Genomic DNA, 24,716 nt, shown 5'->3' on the forward strand with positions numbered 1-24,716 from the left:
GCGCTTTTTCATTTCTTGGCTCAGGTTGAAACAGTACACTGAACTGTACTTCGCTTTTTCATTTCTTGGCTCAGGTTGAAACAGTTCACTGAACTGTACTTCGCTTTTTCATTTCTTGGCTCAGGTTGAAACAGTTCACTGAACTGTACTTCGCTTTTTCATTTCTTGGCTCAGGTTGAAACAGTTCACTGAACTGTACTTCGCTTTTTCATTTCTTGGCTCAGGTTGAAACAGTTCACTGAACTGTTTCAATCCACCAGACCTTTACTCGCTCCCTGTTTTCATGCTCGTGAAAAAACAACCAACAGGGTTGTTATTCGCTCTTGGTTCTCAAGCTCATGATAAAAAGGTCCACTGGACCTTTACTCACCTTCCTATTTTCATGCTCGTGAAAAAACAACCCAACAGGGTTGTTTTTTTACTTCGATTTGATATAGTTGACGCCGTCGGCTTTAGGTGCGACTGCTTTTCCAAAGAAAGCTGAGAGAGCAACTACTGTAATGAGATATGGTGCGATTTGAAGATAAACAGTTGGAATATCTTTCAAACCTGGTAACTGGCTTCCGATAACTGCCAAACTTTGTGACAAACCAAAGAAGAGGCTGGCTAACATAGCACCAATTGGGTTCCATTTACCAAAGATTACCGCTGCCAGAGCAATGAAACCTGAACCAACGATTGTCGTTGCTGAGAAGTTGATGTTTACAGATTGTGCACTAACAGCACCACCTACACCACCTAAGAATCCGGCAATAATAACGCCAGAAAAACGCATGAGGTAAACATTGATACCAAGAGTATCAGCTGCTTGTGGGTGCTCACCAACCGAACGCAAACGCAATCCAAATTTTGTCTTATACAAGATAAACCAAGCAAGGAAAGCTGTTGCAATAGCCACATACCCCATCAAACTCGTATTTTTGAAGAAAATATCTCCAATCAGAGGAATATCTGCCAAGACTGGGAAAGAGAATTTACCAAATGACTCGCGAATGCTGTCTGTTTGACCCTTATTATAAATAACTTTGACAAGGAATACTCCTAAAGCTGGCGCCAAAAGGTTTAGTACCGTACCAGAAACAACGTGGTCTGCACGGAAATAAATAGTTGCTGTTGCATGAATGATAGAAAACAGCAAACCAGCAAGTCCACCGACCAAAATAGCCAAAAGTGGAGTGGATTTACCAAAAACTTCTGCAAACTCGATGTTGAAAACAACGCCTGCAAAAGCACCAATTACCATGATCCCTTCCAGACCGACGTTAACAATACCGGCTCTTTCAGAGAAGACACCACCCAGACTTGTGAAAATCAATGGTGCAGAATAAATGAGCATTTGCGAAACGAGTAAAGCAAGTATAGTTGTATTCATCTTATTTCGCTCCTTTCGCTTTGTTTCTTGGTTTCAATAATTGTTCGAAAATGAATTTGACACCAATGAAGAAAATGATGGAAGCTGTCACAACGTTGATTAACTCTGAAGGAATTTGTGCACGAACCATACCTGGAGCACCGATCGAAAGGACACCAAATAGGAAAGCTGCAAATGGAATACCAAGCGGTGAGTTAGAAGCTAGCAAGGCAACTGCCATACCATCAAAACCAATATCCAAACTTCCACCTTGAATATAGACATTTTGGAAAGTTCCCAAACCTTGAACTGCTCCTCCTAACCCTGCAAGAGCACCTGAGATAATCATCGATAGGATGATTGTACGTTTTGCTGACATACCAGCATAATCCGAAGCCGTTGGGTTCAAACCAACCGAACGAATTTCAAATCCGAGAGTTGTTTTAGTTAATAGGAACCAAATCACAAGAACCGCGATAATAGCAAAGAAAATACCAAGGTTCATCCGTGAGTTATCTGTAAGAGCACGCAACCATTCTGTTTGGTAGGAAGCATTAACTGAAACGTTGACACTTGAGTCAGTATTTTTCATTAAATTTTCTGCAAAGACATCACGAATCAAATAGTTACATGAGTACAGAAGAATATAGTTCATCATAATGGTCACAATGACTTCACTGGTTCCAAGATAAGCACGAAGAATGCCTGGAATTGCTCCAGCAATACCTCCAGCAACCATTGAGATTACAACTGTTGCAAGAATCAAAACTGGACGTGACATTTCAGGATTTTCTAGAGCAAACCATCCAGCAAATACCCAGCCAACAAGAGCTTGACCAGAAAGACCAACGTTGAAGAAACCTGCTCGGCTAGCGACTGCAAAACCAAGGGCCGTGAAAACAAGTGGTGCCATAGCACGGAATATTTCACCGATAGATTTTACAGAACCAAATGCAGAATAGAATAACTCTTCATAACCCCAAATTGGATCGTAACCAAACACAAGCATGATAATGGCCCCAAGCAAGAGTCCTGAAAGAACGGCTAGTAAAGGTAGGGCAACATTTTGAAATTTCTTAGGCATGACCTTCTCCCTTCTCTAATTTTCCGCCTGCCATCAAGACACCTAACTCCTGCTTATTGGTTGTAGCAGGATCTACAATGCCATGAATTGAACCATCATGGATAACAGCAATTCTATCAGAAACATCTAGAATTTCGTCCAATTCAAAGCTGACTACAAGGACAGCTTTTCCTTTATCACGTTCTCCAATCAAGCGTTTACGGATATATTCAATTGCACCAACGTCCAAACCACGTGTTGGCTGGCTGACGATGAGCAAATCAGGGTTTCGGTCGATTTCTCGAGCGATAATAGCTTTCTGCTGGTTACCACCAGACAAAGCTTTAGAAGGGACCAATTCACTTGCACCGCGAACATCAAACTCCTCCATCAATTGACGGGCTTTTTCATTGATTTTCGCATAGTTCAAGATACCATTTTTCGAATTTGGTTCTTTGTAGTAGGTTTGCAAAGCAATATTCTCTGCAACTGACATTTGAAGGACTAATCCATCGCGATGGCGGTCTTCAGGAACATGGCTGACTTGCATCTCTGTGATCTTACGAGGCGTTTTTCCGACAATATTTTCTCCTTTGATGAGAATTTCGCCAGATTTAACTTTACGTAAGCCTGTGATAGCTTGGATCAATTCACTTTGACCATTTCCGTCAATACCTGCAATACCGACAACTTCACCTGCTCGCACTTGAAGATTCAAACCTTTAACTGCAGGAACTCCACGGTTTTCATTTACCACCAAGTCTTTAATATCCAGAATCACTTCTTTTGGATTTGAAGCTACTTTTTCTGTTTTAAAAGAAACGGTACGGCCTACCATCCATTCAGCCAAATCCTGGTTTGTAGCACCAGCAACCTCAACTGTTTCGATAGACTTACCACGGCGAATGACCGTTACACGGTCCGCAACGGCACGAATTTCATCCAATTTGTGGGTAATCAAGATGATGGATTTGCCTTCTTCAATCAATTTCTTCATGATCTTAAGAAGCTCTGCAATTTCCGCAGGAGTCAGTACAGCCGTCGGTTCATCGAAAATCAAGAGGTCTGCACCACGGTAAAGTGTTTTGAGGATTTCGACACGCTGTTGAGCCCCGACAGAAATATCTGCAACTTTTGCCGTAGGATCAACTTCCAAGCCATAACGCTCAGACAATTCTTTAATGTCTTCGATTGCCTTTTTGATATCAATCACACCACCCTTAGTCGTTTCAGAACCAAGAATGATATTTTCTGCAACTGTAAATGCCTCAACCAACATAAAGTGCTGGTGAACCATCCCAATTCCCAGGTGGGCAGCTTTTGAAGGGGAATCAATTGAAACCACTTGTCCATTAATTGCAATTTCGCCACTTGTTGGTTCCAACAAACCTGCAAGCATATTCATCAATGTTGATTTGCCGGCACCATTCTCACCAAGAAGGGCATGGATTTCACCACGTTTGACATTCAAATTGATGTGGTCATTTGCGACGAATTCACCAAATATTTTTGTGATTTCGCGCATTTCAATGACGTAATCCTTAGTCATAATCTTCTTCCTTTCTGACTATCATTTTTGTCAGTAAAACCTACCACAGAGTGATAAGCTTTACTGAGAAAAATTCTCAGTCCGAAAAGGGCGACCGAGTTCGGCCGCCGATTCGGAATTCGTTTAATAAAAGATTATGGAGCTTCTGGAACAGTTACAGAACCATCCAAGATTGCTTTTTTAGCAGCTGCAACTGCTTCTGATGCTTCAGTTGAAAGGTTAGTTTCAGCCAATTCTACACCACCGTCAGCAAGAGTGAATTGAAGAACTTCTCCTCCAGGGAATTCACCAGCAAGCGCTTTGTTTGCGATATCTTTAACAGATGTACCAACTTGTTTCAAAGTTGAAGCCAATACGAAGTTAGAAGATTTGCCATCTTTAGATGTGTATTCACCTTCTGCAGATTGGTCACGGTCAACACCGATAACCCAAACTTTGTCTGCTTCATTACGAGTTTCGTTTTCTGATTTAGCTGCGGCAAATACACCGTTACCAGTACCACCTGAAGCGTGGAAGATTACGTCAGCACCTGCTGCGTATTGAGCAGCAGCAAGTGTTTGACCTTTAGCTGCGTCAGCAAATGAACCTGCATAGTCAACAGTTACCTTAATGTCTGGGTTAACTGATTTTGCACCGGCTACGAAACCAGCTTCAAAACGGTCAATAATCACACCTTCCATACCACCGATGAAACCAATGTGGTTAGTCTTAGTTGATTTAGCTGCAGCAACACCAGCAAGGTAAGAAGCTTCATGGTCAGCAAATCCTACGCTAACAACGTTATCTTGGTCAGGAACAACTGAGTCAACGATAACATAGTGAGTGTCTGGGTTGTTTGGAGCAACTTCAGCAATCGCACTTTCCAAAGCGAAACCAATACCAAAGATCAAGTTGTATCCACCTGAAACTGCTGAATCAAGGTTTGTTACGTAATCTGATTCGCTAGCTGATTGGAAGTAAGTATAGTCTGTGTTTTCAGTCAAACTATTTTCTTTACCCCAAGCTGTCATACCTTCCCAAGCTGACTGGTTAAATGAACGGTCATCAACACCACCAACGTCAGTAACAATAGCAGCTTTTACTGCTGAGTCTGAAGATGATTCGCTTGATGAGCTATTAGAAGTACGGCTACCGCAAGCAGCAAGCGTAAGCGCAGCGAGTGATACAACACCCAAACCAACAAGTTTCTTGTTCATTTCTGAACCCTCCTAAAAAAATTTCTTTTTCGCAACACGAGTTGCAGTGCAATGGTTTCTCAGTCATAAGACTGCTTACAAATCTATTTAAGATCTGTAAAAGAGTATGGAAGTAATTCCCCGACTGTCGTCTCGACTGTCGATTTATCTTTAGCGACCAAGGTCACTTTGAGATCAGGATTAAAAAATTCTACCATCACTTGACGACAAGCGCCACAAGGTGAAATCGGCTGCTCTGTTTCACCATAAATCAAAATTTCAGTGAAATCAAGAACACCTTCTGAAACGGCTTTGAAGATGGCAGTACGTTCGGCACAATTGGTCAATCCAAAACTAGCATTTTCTATATTAACACCAGTATAGATTTCACCAGACTTTGTCACAAGAAGTGCACTAACTGGAAAATGCGAATAAGGGACATAGGCAAACTGACTATTTTCGACAAGTTTGTCAATTAAATTAGTAGTCGCCATCCGCCTTTTCTCCCTTCATAATCGCAACACCAGATGAAGCACCGATACGGCTTGCACCTGCTTCGATAAAGGCAATAGCATCTTCGTATGAACGTGCACCTCCTGATGCTTTAACCCCCATATCAGGTCCAACAGTTTTTCTCATAAGTGCAACATCTTCAACAGTTGCACCTCCAGTTGAAAAGCCAGTTGAAGTCTTCACAAAATCAGCACCAGCTTCTTTTGACAATTCACAAGCTTTTACCTTTTCTTCATCAGTTAATAGACAAGCTTCAATGATGACTTTGACAAGTTTGTCTCCGCTCGCTTCTACTACTGCCTTGATATCTTCTAAAACAAGGTCGTAATTCTTATCTTTCAGAGCGCCGATATTGATCACCATATCGATTTCATCAGCACCATTTGCAATAGCATCTTTGGTTTCAAATGCCTTCACAGCTGGGGTACTCGCACCCAGAGGGAAGCCGATAACAGTACATACTTTTACATCGCTATCTTTTAAACCTTTAGCTGCAAAAGCCACCCAAGTTGGATTGATGCAGACACTTGCAAAGTCGTACTCTTTTGCCTCTGCTAAAACCTGTTCAACTTGGACTTGACTCGTCTCAGGCTTCAAAACGGTGTGGTCAATATATTTATTTAATTTCATGTGATTCTCCGTACATTACGAAATAATTTCTAGAATTTCTTTCGTATTTACTCTTTCTGCTTCTATTTTAACATTTTTTCGGAAATTTGTAAGCATATTTTCCGAAATATTTTCATTAGCATAAATTGTTGCAATCGCTTGTCCAGGACTTACGGCTTCCCCAACTTTTTTATGGAAGACAATACCTGTTTCATAGTCTAGTTCATCCGTTTTAACAGCACGTCCTGCACCCAGTTTCATAGCGAACAAACCAAATTCCAAGGCTGGAAGGGCTGCGATATACCCTTCTTCTTCCGCCAGGACATCTACTTGGTGACTAACTTGAACGGCACGATAGAGATCGTCCAAATCACCTCCTTGAGCAACAACCATTTCCTCAAATTTCTTCAAGGCAGCACCGTTAACAAGGTGTTGGTGAACTTCTTCAAGTGATTTCTCTACATTTGCAAGACTGAGCATAATCTGAGCCAGTTCACAAATAAACTCAGAAACATCTTCTTGCCCCTTCCCTTGAAGAATCTCAAGAGCTTCTAAGATTTCAAGACGGTTACCAATTGCCCGACCTACAGGTTGAGACATATCTGTCAATACTGCAACTGTTTTACGACCGACTGCCTTACCTAGATCCACCATTGTTTGTGCGAGAATACGAGCATCTTCAATATTTTTCATGAAGGCACCTTCTCCAACTGTCACATCTAAGAGAATGGCGTCTGCTCCAGCAGCGATTTTCTTAGACATAACAGAACTTGCAATCAATGGAATAATATCTACTGTTGCCGTCACATCTCGAAGAGCATAAAGAAGTTTATCAGCCTTTACTAAGTTATCAGATTGGCCAATAACTGCAATACCTGTTTCCTGAACTTGTTTGATAAAATCTTCTTGGTTGACTTCGATTTTGTAGCCTTTGATAGACTCCAATTTATCCAAGGTTCCGCCAGTATGACCCAAACCACGGCCACTCATTTTTGCGACTGGCACACCAAAACTTGCAACAAGTGGGGCTAAAATCAAGGTCACCTTGTCTCCCACACCACCTGTCGAATGCTTATCTACTTTGATACCTGGGATAGCGGATAAGTCAATCTCATCACCTGAATGAACCATAGCCATTGTCAAATCTGAAATCTCTCGAGTTGACATACCACGGAAATAAATCGCCATCGCCAATGCTGACATTTGATAATCTGGAACACTTCCATCAACGTAGCCATCGATCAACCATTGAATTTCTTCCGTACTTAATTCCAAGCCATCACGTTTTTTTTGAATTAAATCAACTGTTCTCATTCTTTCACACTTTCGAGGATATAGTATCCTTTGTCTTTTTTGATAATTTCACAATTGCCATACGTTTCTTCCATTTTAGCTTTGGCACTTGGTGCTCCCTGCTTTTTCTGGATGACAATTGTCAGTCGTCCACCTGATTTCAAGTGCTCTTTTGCTCCTGTGATAACCTGGTGAACTACAGTTTTACCTGCTCGAATCGGTGGATTAGAAATAACAGCATCAAATTGCCCTTGAACAGCTTGATATAGATCAGATTGGAAGATGGTTACTTGAATTCCATTTGTTTCTGCGTTCCATTTTGCCAATTCAATCGCACGGTTATTAATATCCACCATAGTGACTTCCAGTTGGTAGGCCTGTGCCAAACTGAGTCCCAATGGACCATAGCCACATCCAACGTCTAATAATCGTGCTCCCTCATCAACTTCAAGGGCGCTTAAAAGCACCTGACTTCCATAATCAACCATTTTCTTACTAAAGACACCTGCATCAGTTCGTAATCTGAAGTTGTGTCCCAGCAATTGGACCTGGAGTTCATGAATATCATGTGCTAAATCGGGATTATTTTCGAAATACATATTAGACATGTTCCTATTATAACATTTACTAAAAACGTTTACAAGAGTTTTACCCCTATTTACTAAAAACGGTTACATGCGTTTTACTTGACAGAAAAATCGTGCTACAATAAGGCTATGAAAAACGAATTTATGAATTTTGAGAAAATCAGCCGTAAAACTTGGCAACAACTCCACCGCAATACAACCGTGCCTTTAACAGAGGAAGAATTGAATTCGATTAAAAGTTTTAACGATAAAATTAGCCTCCAAGAAGTCTTGGACGTTTATCTTCCGCTTATTAATCTAATCCGTATTCATAAGAAAGCAAGTGAAGACCTATCCTTTTCAAAAAGTCTCTTCCTGCAGAAAAAAATCAAATCTCAGCCATTCATCATTGGCATTTCAGGAAGCGTTGCTGTTGGAAAATCAACTACAAGTCGCCTTTTGCAAATTCTCTTAACCCGCACCTTTAAACATGCCAAAGTTGAAATGGTTACAACAGATGGTTTCCTTTATCCTAACGCCATCTTAGAAGAGCGAGGCATTTTGAACCGAAAAGGGTTTCCAGAATCCTATAATATGGAGCTGCTGCTTGATTTTTTAGATCATATAAAAAATGGAGACGATGTTCAAATACCTGTCTATTCCCATGAGGTCTATGATATCGTAAGCGACCAAGGTCAATTGATTTCCAATCCCGATTTCTTAATCGTTGAAGGTATCAATGTCTTCCAAAATCCACAAAACCAGCGCCTTTATGTTAGCGATTATTTTGATTTATCTATCTATGTTGATGCTGATGTCAAGGATATTGAAAATTGGTACATCGAACGATTCCAAAAACTACTCTCTCGAGCGAAGAACGATCCAAACAACTACTATCATCGCTTTACCCGCCTATCCTTTACCCAGATTTTAGCTGTTGCTCATGACACTTGGACCAATATCAACTTAGCCAATTTGGTACGTTACATCGAACCGACTCGAAATCGTGCAGACATTATCCTTCATAAGGGGCAAAATCATGAAATCGATGAAATTTTCTTAAAAAAATAAATTTCTCTTGTCAAACAGGATATTTTCAGATATAATGGTATAGTTAGTACAGAAAAGGGTGGAGGTGAAACCATTGGCAAACATTAAATCAGCTATCAAACGCGCTGAATTGAACGTTAAACAAAACGAGAAAAACTCAGCTCAAAAATCAGCTATGCGTACTGCAATCAAAGCATTCGAAGCTAACCCTTCTGAAGAGCTTTACCGCGCTGCAAGTTCAGCTATCGATAAAGCAGAAACAAAAGGTTTGATTCACAAAAACAAAGCGAGCCGCGATAAAGCACGTCTTGCATCAAAACTTGCTTAATAGAAAGAGCCCTTGGGCTTTTTTTATTTTTCAAAAAAAGTGCTCAACTGCTCTACCGTCACATAATCAAAAGAAATCAGCCAGTATACTATACTGGCTGATTTTATCTTGGCAATTTCACTTCAAAAACAGTTCCTTTTGGTTGGTTGTTTTTTACTTGAATATCGCCATTTAAAGACTGTACAATTTGTTTGGCGAGAGATAAGCCCAATCCAAACCCACCTTTTTGGCGTGTACGCGCCTTATCAACTCGATAAAAACGATCAAAGATTTTCTTCTTATCTTCTGCACTAATACCGATTCCATTATCAGAGACAAGCAAGTGTAGATTGCGGTCTTTAATAAAGACTGTCAATTCAATCTTCCCATCTTCATCGGAATATTTCATGGCATTATCAAATAAAATGGTCATCAGTTGTTTTAAAAGAACCTTATCCGTTTTCACCAATTGATGAACATGATTGGTAACGGTCAATTCCTTGCCATTTTCTTCAGCAATAATGCCATAATTTTCAAAAACATCTTCAAAAAATTCTGGACCAACTTCAGTTAAATCAGGCTTCAGACCATCTTCCCTACGCGCAAGATTGAGTAAATTTGTTGTCAATAGGCGCATATTTCGTACTTCTTCCAAACTGGAGGCAATATTTTCACTACTCTCTAGAATGGTTGCCTCTGGATGACGGAAAAGACTTTCCAAGCGATTCTGCAACACAGCCAAGGGTGTACGTAATTCATGGCTAGCATTTTCCACAAAATCCTTCTGCTTTTGAAAGCTAATCAAAATAGGACGCATGCTCAGATTGGCTAGATAAAAACTAGCAAATATCGAAATTAACCAGAAACTGATCATCACAACCACTACTGTTGTTTCATAGGATGCAATCGAAGACTTGATTTGACTCGTATTGAATAAAATCGTCGCATACTCCACTCCTAAATCGGAATAGGCCGCATAGGTTGAACTGTCCAATTGAATCGTCATCGTCCGATAGTACTCCACATCCTCAAATGCCGTAGTCACTTCTATTTCTTCGATCTGATTCAAATCCTTGGTATTCAGTGAAACATCAGCAAGACCTGAGACATCATCAACCGCATTCAAACGATTACCTTCTCCATCAAAAAGAATGATATGGTAATTGGTATTGAGACGAATTTTTGTCTGTGGCTGATAGGGAGGCATAAAATTCTGCTTTGAAGAAGAACTAGTCGTTTCAAATGACTCCGTCTCTGATGAGGTAGTCGATTCTTGATTGGATTGCTCAAAGACCACATCGACATCCGGTGAAAGCCCCCTCGCCATGGCAAATCCCATAATCATGCCAGGGTCACTGGCAATTAGTTGAAAATTTTCATCTGATGAGCGATACATGGTCGCGCGCATGACTTGGAAAATCATGATGGTCATCGAGACAAAAATCAATGTAAAAACAGCAAAATAACGGATAAAATACGAAAAATTATCCGTTGAAAAAAGTTTTTTTGATTTAGTCAACATTTTTCAAAATGTAACCAACACTTCGGAGAGTCTGTAGATTCTCACCAAATGCTGAACCTTTCAATTTTTTACGAATTTTCGACACATATACTTCGACAACTGAGATGGTTGTGTCACTATCGAATCCCCAAATACGGTCAAAAATTTGTGTTTTTGGTAAGATAACGTTTTGATTTTGCAAGAAATAGACCAATAAATCAAACTCCTTCCCTAGAAGTTCAACCTCTTTCCCATCTACATGCGTAGAATTGGTCGCAAGATCCACTGTCATATCTCCATAAGTCAGAATGTTTTCGTTAAATTTTCCAGAGCGTTTTAGCAAGGCTTGAATCCGCATTTTTAGCTCTTCTAAGTAGAATGGTTTTGTCAGATAATCATCTGCCCCCAATTCAAAACCATGTCCCTTATCATCCAAACTTTCCTTTGCAGTCGTAATCAGTACTGGAGTCGTCACTCCTTTTTCACGCAGTTCTTTCAAGACTTGGAAACCATCTTTTTCTGGTAACATCAAGTCAAGGAGAATTAAATCGTAAACACCTGATTCGGCTTCATACAAGCCTTCATCACCATCAAAAACTTGCATCACATCTGCAAAATCATCTAAAAAATCAAATACTGAATTAGATAAACTAAGATCGTCCTCTACAAGCAAAATCTTTATCATACCTTTTCCCCTTTGTATAATCCGTTCAATCAACTTTGAGTTGGTTGGCTTCAACATTGTGATTGGAATTATTGTGCCAATTCATTATATCATGGAATTGACATTTCATAAATAGATTTACTTACTGATTACTGCTTTCAATCTGGGCCTTGATTTCCTGGTTTTTTTCTTTTAAAGCATTTACTGCATCGGAAGAATTAGGGTTGGTTGTTGTGGATGATGCTGTCACCCCACTTGTCACATCTGGTGGAGTCATACCTCTTCCAGCACGATCCGGAGGTATCATCCCTTGCTCTGTTCCAGTTGGTGGAACAGTTCCTTGTTGCAATGCTTGGTTAGCCAAGGCTGATTGGGCAGTTGCAGTTGACAGTTTCCCAATACCCATTCCACCGGCAAAGCCAGCTGTCAAACTTGCAATCGCAACAGTAGCTAACAATGTTTTCGGATGAGCCTTGGCTTTTTCAATGATTGACATGAATGAGTATACCTCTTTTCTTATGAATATAGTTGACCAAAAAAGTCGGCTAAGCTTGGATGAGTGATGATAAAAAGAGCTACTAAGAGAAATTTACATCCTGATAAAAGCAGGAAGGCACGAATATAATTTGATTTTAGTTGTTGCATTTTGTCATCTCCTTTCTTTGCTTATGGGAAAATTATACTGCCCTTAACTTAAATCAATCTAAAATTATTGGTAAAAAAAGAGCCTTTCGGCTCTTTTTAAAGTTCAGTAATATGACCTGTTTTAAGGTAAACAACCCATTCACAGATATTTTTAGCATAGTCTCCAATACGTTCCAAATACGAAATCACTTGGAAATAATCTCGACCAGCAATCAACGCATCCGGATTCTTCTTGATTTCTTCTGTTGCCAAATCACGAATACGATCATAGTGAGCATTGATCAATTCATCATGAGCAGCAATTTCATAAGCTTGCTCCACATCAGCATCGTTCAAGTACAAATCAAGCGCTGCTTCTACCAATTTACGAGCTTCGCGCCCCATTTTATTGATTTCTTCCTCAACAATCTGGCTGCGTACTTCGCCCTTCATACGAATAGTCGCCTCTGCAATCGACACCGCATGGTCGCCCATACGCTCCATGTCGCTGGTTGCCTTCAAAACGGTGATAACTGTACGAAGGTCAGTTGATACAGGTTGCTGAAGGGCAATAATCTCAAGTGATTTCTTCTCCAACTTGATTTCAAACTCGTTGATTTTCTTGTCAGCTTCGATGACTTCTTTTGCCAATTCACGGTCATGAGTGATAAAAGCGCGGACGGCATTGTTGATCTGTACAACCACTTCATTGCCCATTGCATAGAATTGATTGTGCAATTTGTCCAATTCGGTTTCAAATTGTGTTCTTAACATATCTTTTCTCCTTTTTACAGTCCAGTCGGACGCGGAATACAGGCTTATCCAAATTTACCTGTGATGTAGTCTTCAGTTTCTTTGTGGGCAGGATTCAAGAACATTTCCTTGGTTTTGTTGTACTCAATCAAGTCACCATCTAGGAAGAAACCTGTTCGATCTGAAATCCGTGAGGCTTGTTGCATCGAACGTGTTACCAATACCATAGTATATTTGTCCTTCAAGCCATACAAGGTATCTTCGATTTTCCCTGCGGAAATTGGGTCAAGAGCTGATGTCGGCTCATCCAAAAGGATAATCTTTGGACTTGTGGCCAAAACACGAGCTACACAGACACGCTGTTGCTGACCTCCAGATAAACCAATGGCAGAATCATGCAAACGATCTTTCACTTCGTTCCAGATGGAAGCACCAATCAAGGATTTCTCAACTGCTTCATCTAAGATAGCCTTATCTTTTACCCCATTAATCCGCAAACCATAGACCACATTCTCATAGATAGACATTGGGAATGGGTTTGGCTGCTGGAAAACCATCCCAATTTCCTTACGGAGATCAACTGTATCCGTACGTGGGCTATAAATATTTTTGCCGTTGTAGTCAATGGCGCCTGTCAAGGTCACTTCTGGGTTCAAATCACCCATGCGGTTAATGGAACGCAATAGAGTCGATTTTCCTGAACCAGAAGGACCAATCAAGGCAGTGATTTCATTTGGATAAAACTCCATAGAAACGTTGTTTAAGGCCTTCTTTTTGTTATAGTAAACAGACAAATCTTTTACTTGTAAAATAGGTGATGTCATTTTTTACCTCTCTAACCAAAGTGACCTGAAACGTAATCGTTGGTGGATTTCAACTTAGCATTCTGGAAGATATTGGTCGTTTTATCATACTCAATCAAATCCCCAAGGTAGAAGAATGCTGTGTAATCACTAGCACGGGCAGCTTGTTGCATATTGTGCGTCACAATGATAATGGTATAGTTTTTCTTGAGCTCGAACATAGTTTCTTCCAACTGCATCGTTGCAATCGGATCCAAGGCTGAAGCAGGTTCATCCATGAGCAAAATCTCTGGTTTAACCGAAATAGCACGAGCGATACAAAGACGTTGCTGCTGACCACCTGATAGGGTCAAGGCTGATTTATGCAAATCATCTTTGACCTGATCCCAAAGTGCAGCTTGCTTAAGTGATGTTTCAACAATTTCATCCAAGACTTTCTTGTCTTTTACGCCAGCGCGCTCATGTGGGAAGGTGATATTGTTGTAAATTGATTTCGCAAATGGGTTGGGACGTTGGAACACCATACCAATATGCTTACGAATTTCATAAACATTCATTTCTGGTTTGTTGATGTCGATTCCCTCATAGAGGATTTGACCTGTAACTTTTGCAATATCAATGGTGTCATTCATGCGGTTCAAACTACGTAAGTAAGTCGATTTACCGCAACCAGACGGCCCAATAAGGGCTGTAATTTTATTTTTTTCGAACTGCATATCAATTCCCTTGATTGCTTCATTCTTTCCATAATAGACATGTAAGTCTTTGGTTGAAAGAGCCAAGTTCTCTTCAGGGAAGGTAATGATATGGCGTTCATTCCAGTTATAATCTGCCATTTTATCTCCTTAACTGATTGACTTCTTAGGCAGAGGTCATTTTTGAATGCAATTTCTTACCGATGTAACGGGCAGAAAGGTTAAATATCAAGATAAAGATGAGGAGGATTGCTGCACTACCTGCCGCTACTTCCGTTCCATCAGGAATGGTTCCCTCACTGTTTACTTTCCAGATATGCACTGCCAGCGTTTCAGACTGACGGAAAATAGAGATCGGACTAGTAACACTGAGTGGGTTCCAGTTTGACCAATCCAGAGCTGGTGCAGATTGACCTGCAGTATAGATAAGAGCTGCTGCCTCACCGAAGATACGACCAGAAGCCAAAACAATACCCGTAACGATACCTGGAAGAGCTTCAGGAATTACCACGTGAAGAACTGTTTCCCAACGAGACAAACCAAGGGCAAGTCCTGCTTCACGTTGCGTGTGGTGAACGTGGCGCAAACTATCTTCAACGTTCCGTGTCATTTGCGGCAAGTTGAAGACTGTTAAAGCTAGGGCACCAGATAAAATCGAGAAGCCGTATTCAAATTGCACAACGAAAATCAAGTAACCAAACAAACCAACTACGACAGATGGAAGAGAAGACAAGATCTCGATACAGGTACGGATAAAGTTTGTCAAAGGACCTTTCTTAGCATATTCTGCCAAGTAGATACCAGCTCCAGTAGAAAGTGGAATTGAAATCAACAACGTAACAACCAATAGGAAGAATGAGTTGTAAAGCTGAATCCCAATCCCTCCTCCTGCTTTATAAGAAGAAGATTTGCTTGTTAGGAAAGACCAACTGATATGTGGTAAACCACGAACCAGAATAAAGAGAATAAGTGCTGTCAAAATGACAACGATAATGCCTGCAATCGAGTAAAGTGTCGCTGTTGCAAGCTTGTCCATTTTTTTAGCGTGCATAGTTTTTCTTACCCTCTCTTGTAATAAATTTCATAACCATATTGAATACCAGACTCATCACCAAGAGTACCAAGGCAAGAGACCAAAGAACGTTGTTTTGAACTGTACCCATGACAGTGTTACCAATACCCATTGTCAAAACAGATGTTAGGGTCGCCGCAGGGGTTGTCAATGACGTCGGGATCACAGCCGAGTTCCCCACCACCATTTGAATAGCCAAAGCTTCACCAAAGGCACGAGCCATACCAAAGATAACTGCTGTAAAAATACCTGGTTTGGCAGCGTTTAGGATAACCCGCCAAATTGTTTGCCAGCGAGTTGCTCCCATAGCCAAACTAGCTTCACGATAGTGACGTGGTACTGCACGCAAACTATCAACTGTCATAAAGGTTACTGTCGGCAAAATCATAACAAAGAGTACGAATACACCTGACAAGATACCAAAACCAGTTCCACCAAAGATAGAACGAACGAATGGCACGACGATTTGCAAGCCAATAAACCCATAAACAACAGATGGAATCCCTACAAGCAATTCAATAACTGGCTGTAGAATCTTTGCTCCATGTTTGGGTGAAATTTCTGTCATAAAGACAGCTGCACCAATTGCAATCGGTGTAGCAATAACTGCCGAAAGAATGGTAACGATGAAGGAACCTGAAATCATTGGGAGGGCACCAAAGATCTTGGAACTTGGTTCCCATTTTGTGCCAAATAAGAAGTCTGTAATGCTCACGCCATCCACAAAGAAAGTGGATAGACCACGTTGTGCAACGAAGAGCAAAATCATTGCAACGATAAACACAATAAGTGATAAGCAAAGGAAGGTGAGAACCTTACCAAATTTCTCTAAGCGAGAGTTTTTAGAAGGCGAACTCAATTCTTTTGCAAGTTTTTGATTGTTCATTTCTACTCCTTAACTGTGACTGTACCATCAACAGATTTCTCTACCTTCATATCATGTATAGAGATGTATCCCATACTCTCAACGATACCATACTGCACTTCATCCGACATCATGTAATCCAAGAACTCTTTAGTCAAGTCCGTAGGTTCACCCTTGGTGTACATGTGCTCGTATGACCAGATTGGCCAATCATTGGTTGTAACACTTTCAGTGGTTGGTTCAAATCCGTTTAATTTAATGGTTTGAACGCTGTCATCAACATATGCAAATGATAGATAGGAAATTGCTCCTGGCGTTTGACTAACGATGGATTTTACCATCCCGTTTGAATCTTGTTCCTGACTTTGAATAGCAGATTCACCATTCATGATAATGTTGTCAAATGTCGCGCGCGATCCTGAACTTGCTGCCCGGTTGATAATGGAAATCTCCAAATCCTTTCCACCGAGTTCCTTCCAGTTAGTAATCTCACCTGTGAAGATTTTACGCAACTCCTCAGTCGTCAAATCATCAACAGTTACTTCTTCGTTGACAATTACAGCAAGACCTGCAACAGCGACTTGGTGATCTACTAAAGCAGTGGCATCAATACCATCTTTCTCTTCTGCAAATACGTCAGAGTTACCAATCTGTACAGCTCCTGACTGCACCTGTGAAAGTCCAGTACCCGAACCACCACCTTGGACATTGACAGACTTACCAAGATTAGTTGAGCCAAATTCATCTGCTGCAGCTTCTACCAAGGGTTGCAAGGCAGTTGAGCCAACTGCAGTAATGGATTCACCTCGGTCAATCCAAGCTGAACAGGCAGACAATGAGAGACTTGCTGTCAATAAGAGAGCAGCAAGACCAAGCTTATGCTTTTTTTTCATTTCTATGTTTCCTTTACATTTTTCAGTGAAAATTTTACTGTAATTTTATTCTATTTTTCAGGTTATTTTACAATAAATTTCCACAAAACCAATATAACATATAACCAACTAACATGCAAAATATTTCTGCTCATTCTTACGAAAAACGAAGCCCTTTTGGAAAGTTATTTTTAAGGGTTCCTGAGACGATTTTTGCAAAACCGAGCCCGTTTCCATGAATGACAACTTGGTACCATCCGTTGGGCAATTCTTTAGAGACAGCTAATGGCTGTCCTGCAACATAGTCAACAAAGGATTCCTGGCTGATTTCGACCCTATTTTTCACCTCATGCGGCAACAATGCAAGCCCCAAAGCAAAAGAAGGTTCAAATCGTTTGGTTTTAAAAACACCTAGATGCAAACCATTTCTTGCCAGTTTGAGCTTGGACAAATCTGGCAATCCATCTGGTAACAGATACAGATGGTCTCCAAAGACTTGCAAGGTCCCGGTTAGGTCAACTGCCAGATGTTTTTTCGCAAAATCCAGCCACAACTGTTTCTGTTCTGGCTTTAGATTTGACTTACTAGCTTTTATTTTCTTTGTTTTTCCTTCTTGATCTAATTGGAACTTGGCAACAAATTGTCCCTCTCCCTTAAAGTGATGGGGATACATACGTGCCGTTTCTGGAAAGGAAATCCCTTCCACCATGCCATTGATTTTCTCAACGGGAAGCAAACTCAAGGGATATTCTTCTAACAACCAGGCAACCACATCTTCGTTTTCTTCAGGCGCCCAGGTACATGTCGAATAGACCAATTGACCGCCAGGAGCTAACATTTCGAGTGCCGATTCTAAAATTTCCTTTTGTAAGACAGCACACTGACTTGGATAGTCACTATCCCAATACTGTATAGCTGCAGGATCCTTACGGAACATGCCCTCTCCTGAACATGGCGCATCCAGAACAATCAGGTCAAAGAACTTGGGAAATACCCGAGCCAGTCGGTCAGCGGATTCATTGGTCACAACGACGTTACGAGCGCCAAATCGTTCAATATTTTCGACCAATATTTTGGACCGTTTCTGAGAAATTTCATTGCTTACAAGCAGACCTGTATTTTTCAGATAAGAAAGGAGATGGGTAGACTTGCCACCAGGTGCAGCAGCTAAGTCCAAGACCTTCATACCTGGTTGAGGTTGAGCCATTTGACCAACAATTTGTGCAGCTGGCTCTTGTGAATAGACTAAACCAGCTACATGCTCCCAGCTTTTGCCACTCACTTTTCCATAATAAGACCATTCCAAATGCGGAATCTTTTCCGAATAGTCTGGAAGCTGCGCTTTCAGTGGATTGATCCGAAATGCTGAAACAGCTGGCTCATCGAAACTTTGGAAAAATTTTTCTGAGTCAGCCCCTAACAAGGTTTCATACTTTTTTCTAAATTCTACTGGTAATTCCATTCGTCTAAATATCCTGTGATCTCATCTTTCAGAAGACTGGGAAGAAAAAGTACATACTCTCTTCCTTCAAATCTTGGTTTGCCATTTTCCAAACTCAACAATTCATAACCGAGCTTGGGTCCTAAAATAGCGGCAACTGCATAGTCCCATGGGTATAAATAGGAAGCATGGGCAACTAACCGCCCTTCTAAAACATAGGCGAAACTAATGCCAGCACTACCATAGGATCGTGTCCCCAAACAGTGATTAGCCAATCGGACCAATCCGAAGGCATTTGATGCAAAGAGTCCAGCATTCAAGCCCAGTAAGGAACGCTTAAGTTCCCCTTTTTGATAGCCTAAAAGAGGCTGATCATTTAGGAAAACTGGAAATTCTCCCCCACCCCAAATAAGCTGGTCTGCCATGACATTGTAAAGCAGGGCAAACTGACCTACCCCTTGTTCAAAATAGGCAAGCAAGATACAAAAATCAGTCTGCTGGGCAATAAAATTTGTCGTGCCATCAATCGGATCTAAGACCCAGACACAACCTTTGGAAATAGAGATATGTTCTTGTGACTCCTCCCCTAAAATGGCATCCAAAGGATAAGCTTGTAAGATGTCCTGACTCAATTGATCCTGAATAGACTGATCAAAGTTTGTCACCAAATCTTTAAAATCTGCTTTTTCAGCAATTTCCACTTGCTGGTTCATATGCTCACGTAGCCATTGCCCAGCCTTTAAGACTATTTGTTGGGCAAATCTTAGCTTAGTTTCCAAGTCGAACAACTCCTCTCCCTTTCTCCTTGGCCATTTTCACAGCTTGATAGGTTGAGTAACCAGATGACTCTTGAAATTCTCGATCGATTTGTTTTTCCTGTGCCTTGCCTGGCACTACTTTTTTAAAAACTGAGTAGCTAGTCAGCAGGGCTTCTGCTTGAGTGCCACCCTCATAGGCTGCCTCCACTTGATTCAAAAAAGAAAGCACGGAGGAAATCTCCTCGGTGCTCCACATCATATCAAGCGGATATGAATATTGTTTGTTCATATCGTTCCTTATCCAATTTCTGCTCGCAAAGTAGCATTTTTTAACTCTTGTTTTCGGTAATTACGCGGTAAGAAGGCACGAATCTCATCTTCGTTAAATCCAATCTGCATCCGCTTATCATCCAAAATAATCGGACGACGAAGAAGACTTGGATAGGTTTCAATCAAATGAATCAGTTCTGAAACAGATAACTCTTCAACATCGATATTTAGTTTTTGGAAAACCTTAGAGCGCGTCGAAATAAGGTCATCCGTCCCGTTTTCTGTCAAAGACAAGATTGTTTTTAGTTCAGTCGCAGTCAGGGGACTGGTCATAATATTATGCTCAGTAAACGGAACTTGATGATTGGTTAACCAGGCGCGCGCTTTTCGACAGCTCGTACAACTTGGCGATAAAAACAAAGTAATCATCAATATTCACCCCTTTCCACATACTCGTTCCCACATATCATTATACCCCATATTTCTAGAAAATTCAATAAAAACCGAGTAATATTCACTAATTTCCGTCGATTTCTGTCATTTTATCCAACTTATCTGACAGTTCTTTCAAGACTTGTTCCTGGTTTTCTAATTTTTCTAATAATAGATCAATCTTGGTATCTTTTTCATTTTCTGTAAAAAAACGTGTGATGGTCGAAGTGACCATACCAAAGGTACAGATACCTACCAACATCAAAATGATTGCAATAGCTTTTGAAATCGCATCTTGCGGTACAATATCGCCATAACCAACGGTTGTCATCGTTACAATGGACCACCAAAGTGAGTCGAAAATCGATTTTTTCTCCAAGATAGACAAGAGAAGGCTTGAAATCAGGACAGCTGAAATATTCAAGATCAAAACCTTGTACAAACCATTGGTATGTAGAAGTTTTTTGATAGTATCCCAAAATCGATTGGACAAGGCGATAACCCTGGTTAGCCGCAAAAGACGGAACAAACGTGCAATTCTGCCTAATTGCAAGAAGCCAAAGAGTTGATCAAAAGGCAAAATGGCAATTAGATCAAAAATATGACTTTTTGCATATTCTTTCCGATCCCTGGCGTAAAAGAGATTGGCTAGATAATCAAATACAAAAATCCCCCAGAAAATCAGATCCAAGCCCTTATAGAAAAAACTAGTCGCTGAAAACCAGGAAAAAAATTCACCGACTAAGAGCAAGATATAACAGATGGCGAAAAAGGTCACCATCGGTTCATAACGCGGATGAGATATCAAGCGCTTGATCATGTTCCCTCCCAATGCAGAGCTACTTTCTCATCTTCTTTCATCTGCTCCATCAAACTATCTATGCCGTCAAATTTTACCATATCTCTGATTTTATCCAGCCAGTAAATTGTCATCTTTTCACCATATATATAGCGATTGAACTGGAAGATATGGGCTTCGATTCGCATTTCAGTACCATCAAATGTCACATTTTTTCCCACGCTTGCCATGGCACGAAAACGCTCACCATCTACTTCTACATCAGCAACATAAACACCTGCTGGTGGTAAATGCACGCGGTCAAAAGGAGTTAAGTTAGCAGTTGGATAGCCGATGGTACGACCTCTGGCATCCCCATGCACCACAATTCCCTCCGTAGAAAATGAATAGCCTAGAAGCCGATTGACAAGGGACATATTGCCAGCTTGGATTTCCTGGCGGATGCGCGAGGAGGATACTTTGAGTCCATCAACCTGCACTTCTTCAACAATCTCGACTTGCCCCTCAAACAAGGCGGTCAAATCAGACACGTCTGCTCTGCAATTTCCAAAATGATAGTCAAAACCAGCCACCAAAACTCGAGCATTGATTCCTTTAATGTAGCGATCGATAAACTCCTGAGGACTGTTTGCTGCAAACTCACTCGTAAAATCCGTCAAAACCAATTGATCAACGCCATATTGTTCCATCAATTGAAACCGTCTTTCCTGGGTGGTCAAATGCAGCAACAAATCTGGACTGAAACGAGCAAATGCTAATCGTGGTGTTTCAGGAAAAGTTAAAACCGAAACGGTAAGACCTTGCTCATCTGCTACTTTCCTAGCCCTGTCCAAAAGCGCCTTGTGGCCTAGATGGAGACCATCAAAATACCCCAAGACCAAAACAGTTGGTACCTGATTCATCAGGTCCTTATAATTTTTTATATACTTAATTTCCATATCACTTTATTGTATCATAGGTTTCTACTCCATCACTAGAGAAAAACCTTTCTGGGCTTATAATAGTCTTCCCTTTGTTCTAAAATAGCGATTAATCGTCCCTGGTGGAAACCTGCAAGCAGGGCTTCTTGATGTTCTACGTTCAAAAATCTCCCGAATCGAGCTTCTTCTACCTGCGAGCTTGTTAATTCAACGACCGGTAGGTCTCCAATTCCTTGTTCAATGGGACGAAGGAAGGAATAGTCTTCTTGAGATACCTTATCAGCAATTTCCTCGATTGTCAGGGCGTCAGCAAGGGTCATGCCTGCTGAGCCTGTTCGCTCTAGCTTGGACATATGACTAGCGTAGCCTAGCTTAGAGCCCAAGTCAACAGACAGGGTGCGAACATAGGTGCCCTTTCCACAGCGAACTCGAAAAGTGAATCGTGCACAGTCATCCGCCAACTCGATCGGGCTGGTCCGTTCAAAACTGTAAATATCAATTTGACGTTGAGGACGTTCGACTTCTTCGCCCGCCCTTGCGTACTCATAAAGTTTGCGGCCCTTTACTTTGACAGCAGAATACATAGGCGGAATCTGGGTAATAGTACCAACAAAGCTAGCCATGGCCTCATCAACTGCCTGCTCTGCTATTTCCAAAACCGGTGTCCGCTCTATGATATCGCCCGATGCATCTTCGGTCGTGGTCGAATAGCCGAGGGTAATCTCCCCCTCATAAATTTTTCCCTCTTCCTGCATATACTCAATCATGCGCGTGGCCTTGCCGACTGCAATGGGCAGAACCCCTGTCACATCTGGATCCAAGGTCCCACCATGCCCAATCTTCTTCTCCTGCAAAATCTTGCGTAATTTAAATACCACATCGTGGGAGGTCATTCCCGCTTCTTTTTTCACATTAATAATTCCTGAAATCATGTTTTCATTATAACATAAAGGACCGCTCTTTTGGGCGGTCCCTCGTCGATTCTACTTATTTCCTAATTATAGTCTGTATAACAGGGACTTCTAGTCCCCCTTCAAAGCCTCAAACTTCGCCTTCATCGTAGGGTTGTCGCGGGTTAATTTTTTGACAGAGACATCGTCTAGTTTATTATTTGCAAGGCGGAGCTGGTTCTCGCTAGTTGTTAGGAAGCGTTTGACTTCTTCCATCCGCTTGATGGACTTGTCAATTTCATCAATAGCTTTTTTAAAGTTGTTACTTGCCGAGTTGTAGTTCTTGGCAAAGGCTGTTTTAAAGGCATCTAGCTCCTTTTCGAATTGGGTGATGTCGTCATTTTGCTTTTTAATCATTGCCAACTCCTGCTTGTACTGCAAACTGTTCAGCGCAGCATTTCGCAAAAGCCCAATTAGCTGAATAAAGAACTGAGGACGGACCACGTACATCTTGTCATACTCATGGCTGACATCGACAATCCCTGTATTGTAATAATCGTTGTCCGCTTCCAACATAGTCACTAGAACGGCATATTCGCATTCCTTTTCTCGACGGTCCTTATCCAATTCTTTGAAGAAATCTGCGTTTTTATGCTTGGTTTTGGTTGTATCCGCCTCATTCTTCATCTCAAACATGATGGAGATGATTTCCACGCCGTTCTCATCCAACTCCCGATAGATGTAGTCCCCCTTGGAACCAGAAGCGGAAACCACATTGTCCTTGCCAAATTTTGCCCGTGGAAAGGCATAGGAACGAACCTTGTTGAACTCTGCCTCGGCATAAAGTTCCAAACTTTCACCAATTGCCTTGGTGGACTGCTGAGCTTTGAAGTTCTTGTAAAACTCCACCTGCTCATCTGCTGCCTTGAGCCGCACCTCGTACTCCTGACGAGTGGTCGCAAGCGCCAACTCCTGCTTCTGCTCCTGCAAAGCCAAGGCATTTTGAGCCGCATCTCGCTCTTTTTCCACCTGAGCGACAGCCTGTTGCAACTCCAAATCCTTAGCCAAGCCGATCTGCTCCAATTTGGCTTTCAACTCTTGGATTTCTTGGTCTTTTTTGGAAAGGGCAGAGCTGATTTCTAGCTCCGTCTGACTAGACAACTTGTCCAAACGTGCGGTCAGTTCAAAGATTTCCTTGTCTTTATCACCCAGTTTAGCTTGTAAGTCATTTTCTGCTTTCTGGGACAATAATTCCCGTTCCCGCTCCAAACGGTCGTGGATTTCCTTTTCAAACTCCGCACCACGTACCTGGGCTAAGAGTTGACTATACTCAGTTTCATTGACAGTAAAAATAGTAGAGCAATGCGGACAAGTAATTTGATGCATAAGTGATTCCTTTCCAATTTCAACTAAATATTCAATTCTTTTTCCAAATAGGCCGACCATTTTTCTCTAAGAGCGGCTCTATCTGGCAGTTTCTTAGCATTCAATAGGGCCATGATGCAGTCATTTTGTACCAACCAGCCAGTCATATCTTTTTTAGCATCTGCAAATTCATTCCCAAAATCAAATGGAATGATTTCTTCAAAAATAATCTGCTGGTTCTTAATGTGAAAACTAACCTGCGCCCTGTCCCATTCGTAAGCAAGGTGCGATTCTGGTTGGTAACTAAGCAGGGGCATAACCTCTCGAAAATCTTCCATCTCAAAAACCAAATGGTCTGTCTCCACTCTTAACTGAGGAAACCACTTTTCTAATCCTTGGTTGGTGGCAAGGAGGTCCCAACTATCAGAGGGACTGGCTTGGACCTCATAGTTCAGGCGTAAGATATATTGATTTTCAGCTTGTTTGATTTCTACTTCCATGGCAGCTCCTTTTGTG

28 protein-coding genes are annotated in these 24,716 nt (G+C 41.3%); 2 read left to right on the forward strand and 26 right to left on the reverse strand.

The genetic code is table 11. The annotated features are described in order from the left end of the window. Nucleotides 1-418: 418 nt before the first annotated feature. From JNG37_RS05515 to JNG37_RS05550, 8 genes are all read right to left on the reverse strand, one after another. Nucleotides 419-1,372, reverse strand: coding sequence for an ABC transporter permease (locus JNG37_RS05515; protein ID WP_158455046.1), 954 nt, complete (start codon nucleotides 1,370-1,372; stop codon nucleotides 419-421). A 1-nt stretch (nucleotide 1,373) separates the two neighbouring features. Beyond that, nucleotides 1,374-2,435, reverse strand: a complete 1,062-nt coding sequence (locus JNG37_RS05520) for an ABC transporter permease (RefSeq protein ID WP_158455049.1) — start codon at nucleotides 2,433-2,435, stop codon at nucleotides 1,374-1,376. After that, a complete protein-coding gene (locus JNG37_RS05525; RefSeq protein WP_158455052.1) occupies nucleotides 2,428-3,963 on the reverse strand; it encodes an ABC transporter ATP-binding protein in 1,536 nt (511 codons plus the stop codon). The genes JNG37_RS05520 and JNG37_RS05525 overlap by 8 nt, the downstream gene beginning before the upstream one ends. Before the next feature lie 134 nt (nucleotides 3,964-4,097). Further along, the gene (locus tag JNG37_RS05530; protein WP_158455055.1) at nucleotides 4,098-5,159 is read right to left on the reverse strand and encodes a BMP family lipoprotein; all 1,062 of its coding nucleotides are present in this window, start codon (nucleotides 5,157-5,159) and stop codon (nucleotides 4,098-4,100) included. Between the two features lie 83 nt (nucleotides 5,160-5,242). Then, nucleotides 5,243-5,632: a cytidine deaminase gene (locus tag JNG37_RS05535; protein ID WP_158455058.1), complete on the reverse strand. Its 390-nt coding sequence runs from the start codon at nucleotides 5,630-5,632 to the stop codon at nucleotides 5,243-5,245. Then, nucleotides 5,619-6,281, reverse strand: coding sequence for a deoxyribose-phosphate aldolase (gene deoC, locus JNG37_RS05540; protein ID WP_158455061.1), 663 nt, complete (start codon nucleotides 6,279-6,281; stop codon nucleotides 5,619-5,621). Before deoC ends, JNG37_RS05535 begins: the two co-directional genes overlap by 14 nt. Before the next feature lie 15 nt (nucleotides 6,282-6,296). Continuing rightward, entirely contained in the window at nucleotides 6,297-7,574 is a 1,278-nt protein-coding gene (locus JNG37_RS05545; RefSeq protein WP_158455064.1) for a pyrimidine-nucleoside phosphorylase, read from the reverse strand. Further along, complete coding sequence (locus JNG37_RS05550) at nucleotides 7,571-8,161, reverse strand: class I SAM-dependent methyltransferase (protein ID WP_158455067.1); 591 nt, start codon at nucleotides 8,159-8,161, stop codon at nucleotides 7,571-7,573. The genes JNG37_RS05545 and JNG37_RS05550 overlap by 4 nt, the downstream gene beginning before the upstream one ends. 108 nt (nucleotides 8,162-8,269) lie before the next feature. On the opposite strand from JNG37_RS05550, the gene coaA reads away from it, so the two are divergent. Both coaA and rpsT read left to right on the forward strand, forming a co-directional pair. Continuing rightward, a complete protein-coding gene (gene coaA / locus JNG37_RS05555; RefSeq protein ID WP_158455069.1) occupies nucleotides 8,270-9,190 on the forward strand; it encodes a type I pantothenate kinase in 921 nt (306 codons plus the stop codon). Between the two features lie 58 nt (nucleotides 9,191-9,248). Continuing rightward, complete coding sequence (gene rpsT, locus JNG37_RS05560) at nucleotides 9,249-9,497, forward strand: 30S ribosomal protein S20 (protein WP_187321597.1); 249 nt, start codon at nucleotides 9,249-9,251, stop codon at nucleotides 9,495-9,497. A 103-nt stretch (nucleotides 9,498-9,600) separates the two neighbouring features. On the opposite strand, the gene JNG37_RS05565 is transcribed toward rpsT, so the two are convergent. From JNG37_RS05565 to JNG37_RS05650, 18 genes are all read right to left on the reverse strand, one after another. Then, nucleotides 9,601-10,998, reverse strand: a complete 1,398-nt coding sequence (locus JNG37_RS05565) for a sensor histidine kinase (RefSeq protein WP_158455075.1) — start codon at nucleotides 10,996-10,998, stop codon at nucleotides 9,601-9,603. Beyond that, nucleotides 10,988-11,662, reverse strand: a complete 675-nt coding sequence (locus JNG37_RS05570) for a response regulator transcription factor (RefSeq protein ID WP_158455078.1) — start codon at nucleotides 11,660-11,662, stop codon at nucleotides 10,988-10,990. Before JNG37_RS05570 ends, JNG37_RS05565 begins: the two co-directional genes overlap by 11 nt. A 121-nt stretch (nucleotides 11,663-11,783) precedes the next feature. Continuing rightward, nucleotides 11,784-12,137, reverse strand: a complete 354-nt coding sequence (locus tag JNG37_RS05575) for a hypothetical protein (protein WP_158455081.1) — start codon at nucleotides 12,135-12,137, stop codon at nucleotides 11,784-11,786. Nucleotides 12,138-12,382: 245 nt separating this feature from the next. Next, complete coding sequence (gene phoU, locus JNG37_RS05580; RefSeq protein WP_158455084.1) at nucleotides 12,383-13,039, reverse strand: phosphate signaling complex protein PhoU; 657 nt, start codon at nucleotides 13,037-13,039, stop codon at nucleotides 12,383-12,385. A gap of 44 nt (nucleotides 13,040-13,083) precedes the next feature. Then, the gene (gene pstB, locus JNG37_RS05585) at nucleotides 13,084-13,842 is read right to left on the reverse strand and encodes a phosphate ABC transporter ATP-binding protein PstB (RefSeq protein WP_158455087.1); all 759 of its coding nucleotides are present in this window, start codon (nucleotides 13,840-13,842) and stop codon (nucleotides 13,084-13,086) included. An 11-nt stretch (nucleotides 13,843-13,853) separates the two neighbouring features. Then, entirely contained in the window at nucleotides 13,854-14,657 is an 804-nt protein-coding gene (pstB, locus tag JNG37_RS05590; protein ID WP_158455090.1) for a phosphate ABC transporter ATP-binding protein PstB, read from the reverse strand. 25 nt (nucleotides 14,658-14,682) lie between these two features. After that, nucleotides 14,683-15,567: a phosphate ABC transporter permease PstA gene (gene pstA / locus JNG37_RS05595; protein ID WP_158455092.1), complete on the reverse strand. Its 885-nt coding sequence runs from the start codon at nucleotides 15,565-15,567 to the stop codon at nucleotides 14,683-14,685. Next, nucleotides 15,557-16,474, reverse strand: a complete 918-nt coding sequence (gene pstC, locus JNG37_RS05600; protein ID WP_158455095.1) for a phosphate ABC transporter permease subunit PstC — start codon at nucleotides 16,472-16,474, stop codon at nucleotides 15,557-15,559. The genes pstA and pstC overlap by 11 nt, the downstream gene beginning before the upstream one ends. 2 nt (nucleotides 16,475-16,476) lie before the next feature. After that, complete coding sequence (locus JNG37_RS05605; RefSeq protein ID WP_158455098.1) at nucleotides 16,477-17,346, reverse strand: phosphate ABC transporter substrate-binding protein PstS family protein; 870 nt, start codon at nucleotides 17,344-17,346, stop codon at nucleotides 16,477-16,479. A gap of 136 nt (nucleotides 17,347-17,482) precedes the next feature. Next, complete coding sequence (locus JNG37_RS05610; protein WP_158455101.1) at nucleotides 17,483-18,787, reverse strand: RsmF rRNA methyltransferase first C-terminal domain-containing protein; 1,305 nt, start codon at nucleotides 18,785-18,787, stop codon at nucleotides 17,483-17,485. After that, a complete protein-coding gene (locus JNG37_RS05615) occupies nucleotides 18,772-19,545 on the reverse strand; it encodes an inositol monophosphatase family protein (RefSeq protein WP_158455104.1) in 774 nt (257 codons plus the stop codon). Before JNG37_RS05615 ends, JNG37_RS05610 begins: the two co-directional genes overlap by 16 nt. Further along, nucleotides 19,535-19,813, reverse strand: coding sequence for a UPF0223 family protein (locus JNG37_RS05620; RefSeq protein ID WP_158455107.1), 279 nt, complete (start codon nucleotides 19,811-19,813; stop codon nucleotides 19,535-19,537). The genes JNG37_RS05615 and JNG37_RS05620 overlap by 11 nt, the downstream gene beginning before the upstream one ends. 8 nt (nucleotides 19,814-19,821) lie before the next feature. Further along, nucleotides 19,822-20,223, reverse strand: coding sequence for a Spx/MgsR family RNA polymerase-binding regulatory protein (locus tag JNG37_RS05625; RefSeq protein WP_158455110.1), 402 nt, complete (start codon nucleotides 20,221-20,223; stop codon nucleotides 19,822-19,824). A gap of 88 nt (nucleotides 20,224-20,311) precedes the next feature. Continuing rightward, nucleotides 20,312-21,046 (reverse strand): potassium channel family protein, encoded by a 735-nt coding sequence (locus tag JNG37_RS05630; protein ID WP_158455113.1) that lies wholly within the window; start codon nucleotides 21,044-21,046, stop codon nucleotides 20,312-20,314. Beyond that, nucleotides 21,043-21,963: a bifunctional riboflavin kinase/FAD synthetase gene (locus JNG37_RS05635; RefSeq protein ID WP_158455116.1), complete on the reverse strand. Its 921-nt coding sequence runs from the start codon at nucleotides 21,961-21,963 to the stop codon at nucleotides 21,043-21,045. The genes JNG37_RS05630 and JNG37_RS05635 overlap by 4 nt, the downstream gene beginning before the upstream one ends. Before the next feature lie 35 nt (nucleotides 21,964-21,998). After that, entirely contained in the window at nucleotides 21,999-22,874 is an 876-nt protein-coding gene (gene truB / locus JNG37_RS05640) for a tRNA pseudouridine(55) synthase TruB (protein ID WP_187321600.1), read from the reverse strand. Between the two features lie 93 nt (nucleotides 22,875-22,967). Then, complete coding sequence (locus JNG37_RS05645) at nucleotides 22,968-24,221, reverse strand: DUF2130 domain-containing protein (protein WP_158455121.1); 1,254 nt, start codon at nucleotides 24,219-24,221, stop codon at nucleotides 22,968-22,970. 23 nt (nucleotides 24,222-24,244) lie between these two features. After that, a complete protein-coding gene (locus JNG37_RS05650) occupies nucleotides 24,245-24,700 on the reverse strand; it encodes an SRPBCC family protein (protein WP_158455124.1) in 456 nt (151 codons plus the stop codon). Between the last annotated feature and the right edge of the window lie 16 nt (nucleotides 24,701-24,716).

Source organism: Streptococcus suis (assembly GCF_016775005.1).
GTDB lineage: Bacteria > Bacillota > Bacilli > Lactobacillales > Streptococcaceae > Streptococcus > Streptococcus suivaginalis.

Excerpts from the sequence above, each read along its gene's own strand:
- JNG37_RS05515 (WP_158455046.1), bottom strand. The coding sequence starts at position 1,372 with ATGAATACAACTATACTTGCTTTACTCGTTTCGCAAATGCTCATTTAT.
- JNG37_RS05520 (WP_158455049.1), bottom strand. The coding sequence starts at position 2,435 with ATGCCTAAGAAATTTCAAAATGTTGCCCTACCTTTACTAGCCGTTCTT.
- JNG37_RS05525 (WP_158455052.1), bottom strand. The coding sequence starts at position 3,963 with ATGACTAAGGATTACGTCATTGAAATGCGCGAAATCACAAAAATATTT.
- JNG37_RS05530 (WP_158455055.1), bottom strand. The coding sequence starts at position 5,159 with ATGAACAAGAAACTTGTTGGTTTGGGTGTTGTATCACTCGCTGCGCTT.
- JNG37_RS05535 (WP_158455058.1), bottom strand. The coding sequence starts at position 5,632 with ATGGCGACTACTAATTTAATTGACAAACTTGTCGAAAATAGTCAGTTT.
- deoC (WP_158455061.1), bottom strand. The coding sequence starts at position 6,281 with ATGAAATTAAATAAATATATTGACCACACCGTTTTGAAGCCTGAGACG.
- JNG37_RS05545 (WP_158455064.1), bottom strand. The coding sequence starts at position 7,574 with ATGAGAACAGTTGATTTAATTCAAAAAAAACGTGATGGCTTGGAATTA.
- JNG37_RS05550 (WP_158455067.1), bottom strand. The coding sequence starts at position 8,161 with ATGTCTAATATGTATTTCGAAAATAATCCCGATTTAGCACATGATATT.
- coaA (WP_158455069.1), top strand. The coding sequence starts at position 8,270 with ATGAAAAACGAATTTATGAATTTTGAGAAAATCAGCCGTAAAACTTGG.
- JNG37_RS05565 (WP_158455075.1), bottom strand. The coding sequence starts at position 10,998 with ATGTTGACTAAATCAAAAAAACTTTTTTCAACGGATAATTTTTCGTAT.
- JNG37_RS05570 (WP_158455078.1), bottom strand. The coding sequence starts at position 11,662 with ATGATAAAGATTTTGCTTGTAGAGGACGATCTTAGTTTATCTAATTCA.
- JNG37_RS05575 (WP_158455081.1), bottom strand. The coding sequence starts at position 12,137 with ATGTCAATCATTGAAAAAGCCAAGGCTCATCCGAAAACATTGTTAGCT.
- phoU (WP_158455084.1), bottom strand. The coding sequence starts at position 13,039 with ATGTTAAGAACACAATTTGAAACCGAATTGGACAAATTGCACAATCAA.
- pstB (WP_158455087.1), bottom strand. The coding sequence starts at position 13,842 with ATGACATCACCTATTTTACAAGTAAAAGATTTGTCTGTTTACTATAAC.
- pstB (WP_158455090.1), bottom strand. The coding sequence starts at position 14,657 with ATGGCAGATTATAACTGGAATGAACGCCATATCATTACCTTCCCTGAA.
- pstA (WP_158455092.1), bottom strand. The coding sequence starts at position 15,567 with ATGCACGCTAAAAAAATGGACAAGCTTGCAACAGCGACACTTTACTCG.
- pstC (WP_158455095.1), bottom strand. The coding sequence starts at position 16,474 with ATGAACAATCAAAAACTTGCAAAAGAATTGAGTTCGCCTTCTAAAAAC.
- JNG37_RS05605 (WP_158455098.1), bottom strand. The coding sequence starts at position 17,346 with ATGAAAAAAAAGCATAAGCTTGGTCTTGCTGCTCTCTTATTGACAGCA.
- JNG37_RS05610 (WP_158455101.1), bottom strand. The coding sequence starts at position 18,787 with ATGGAATTACCAGTAGAATTTAGAAAAAAGTATGAAACCTTGTTAGGG.
- JNG37_RS05620 (WP_158455107.1), bottom strand. The coding sequence starts at position 19,813 with ATGAACAAACAATATTCATATCCGCTTGATATGATGTGGAGCACCGAG.
- JNG37_RS05625 (WP_158455110.1), bottom strand. The coding sequence starts at position 20,223 with ATGATTACTTTGTTTTTATCGCCAAGTTGTACGAGCTGTCGAAAAGCG.
- JNG37_RS05630 (WP_158455113.1), bottom strand. The coding sequence starts at position 21,046 with ATGATCAAGCGCTTGATATCTCATCCGCGTTATGAACCGATGGTGACC.
- JNG37_RS05635 (WP_158455116.1), bottom strand. The coding sequence starts at position 21,963 with ATGGAAATTAAGTATATAAAAAATTATAAGGACCTGATGAATCAGGTA.
- JNG37_RS05645 (WP_158455121.1), bottom strand. The coding sequence starts at position 24,221 with ATGCATCAAATTACTTGTCCGCATTGCTCTACTATTTTTACTGTCAAT.
- JNG37_RS05650 (WP_158455124.1), bottom strand. The coding sequence starts at position 24,700 with ATGGAAGTAGAAATCAAACAAGCTGAAAATCAATATATCTTACGCCTG.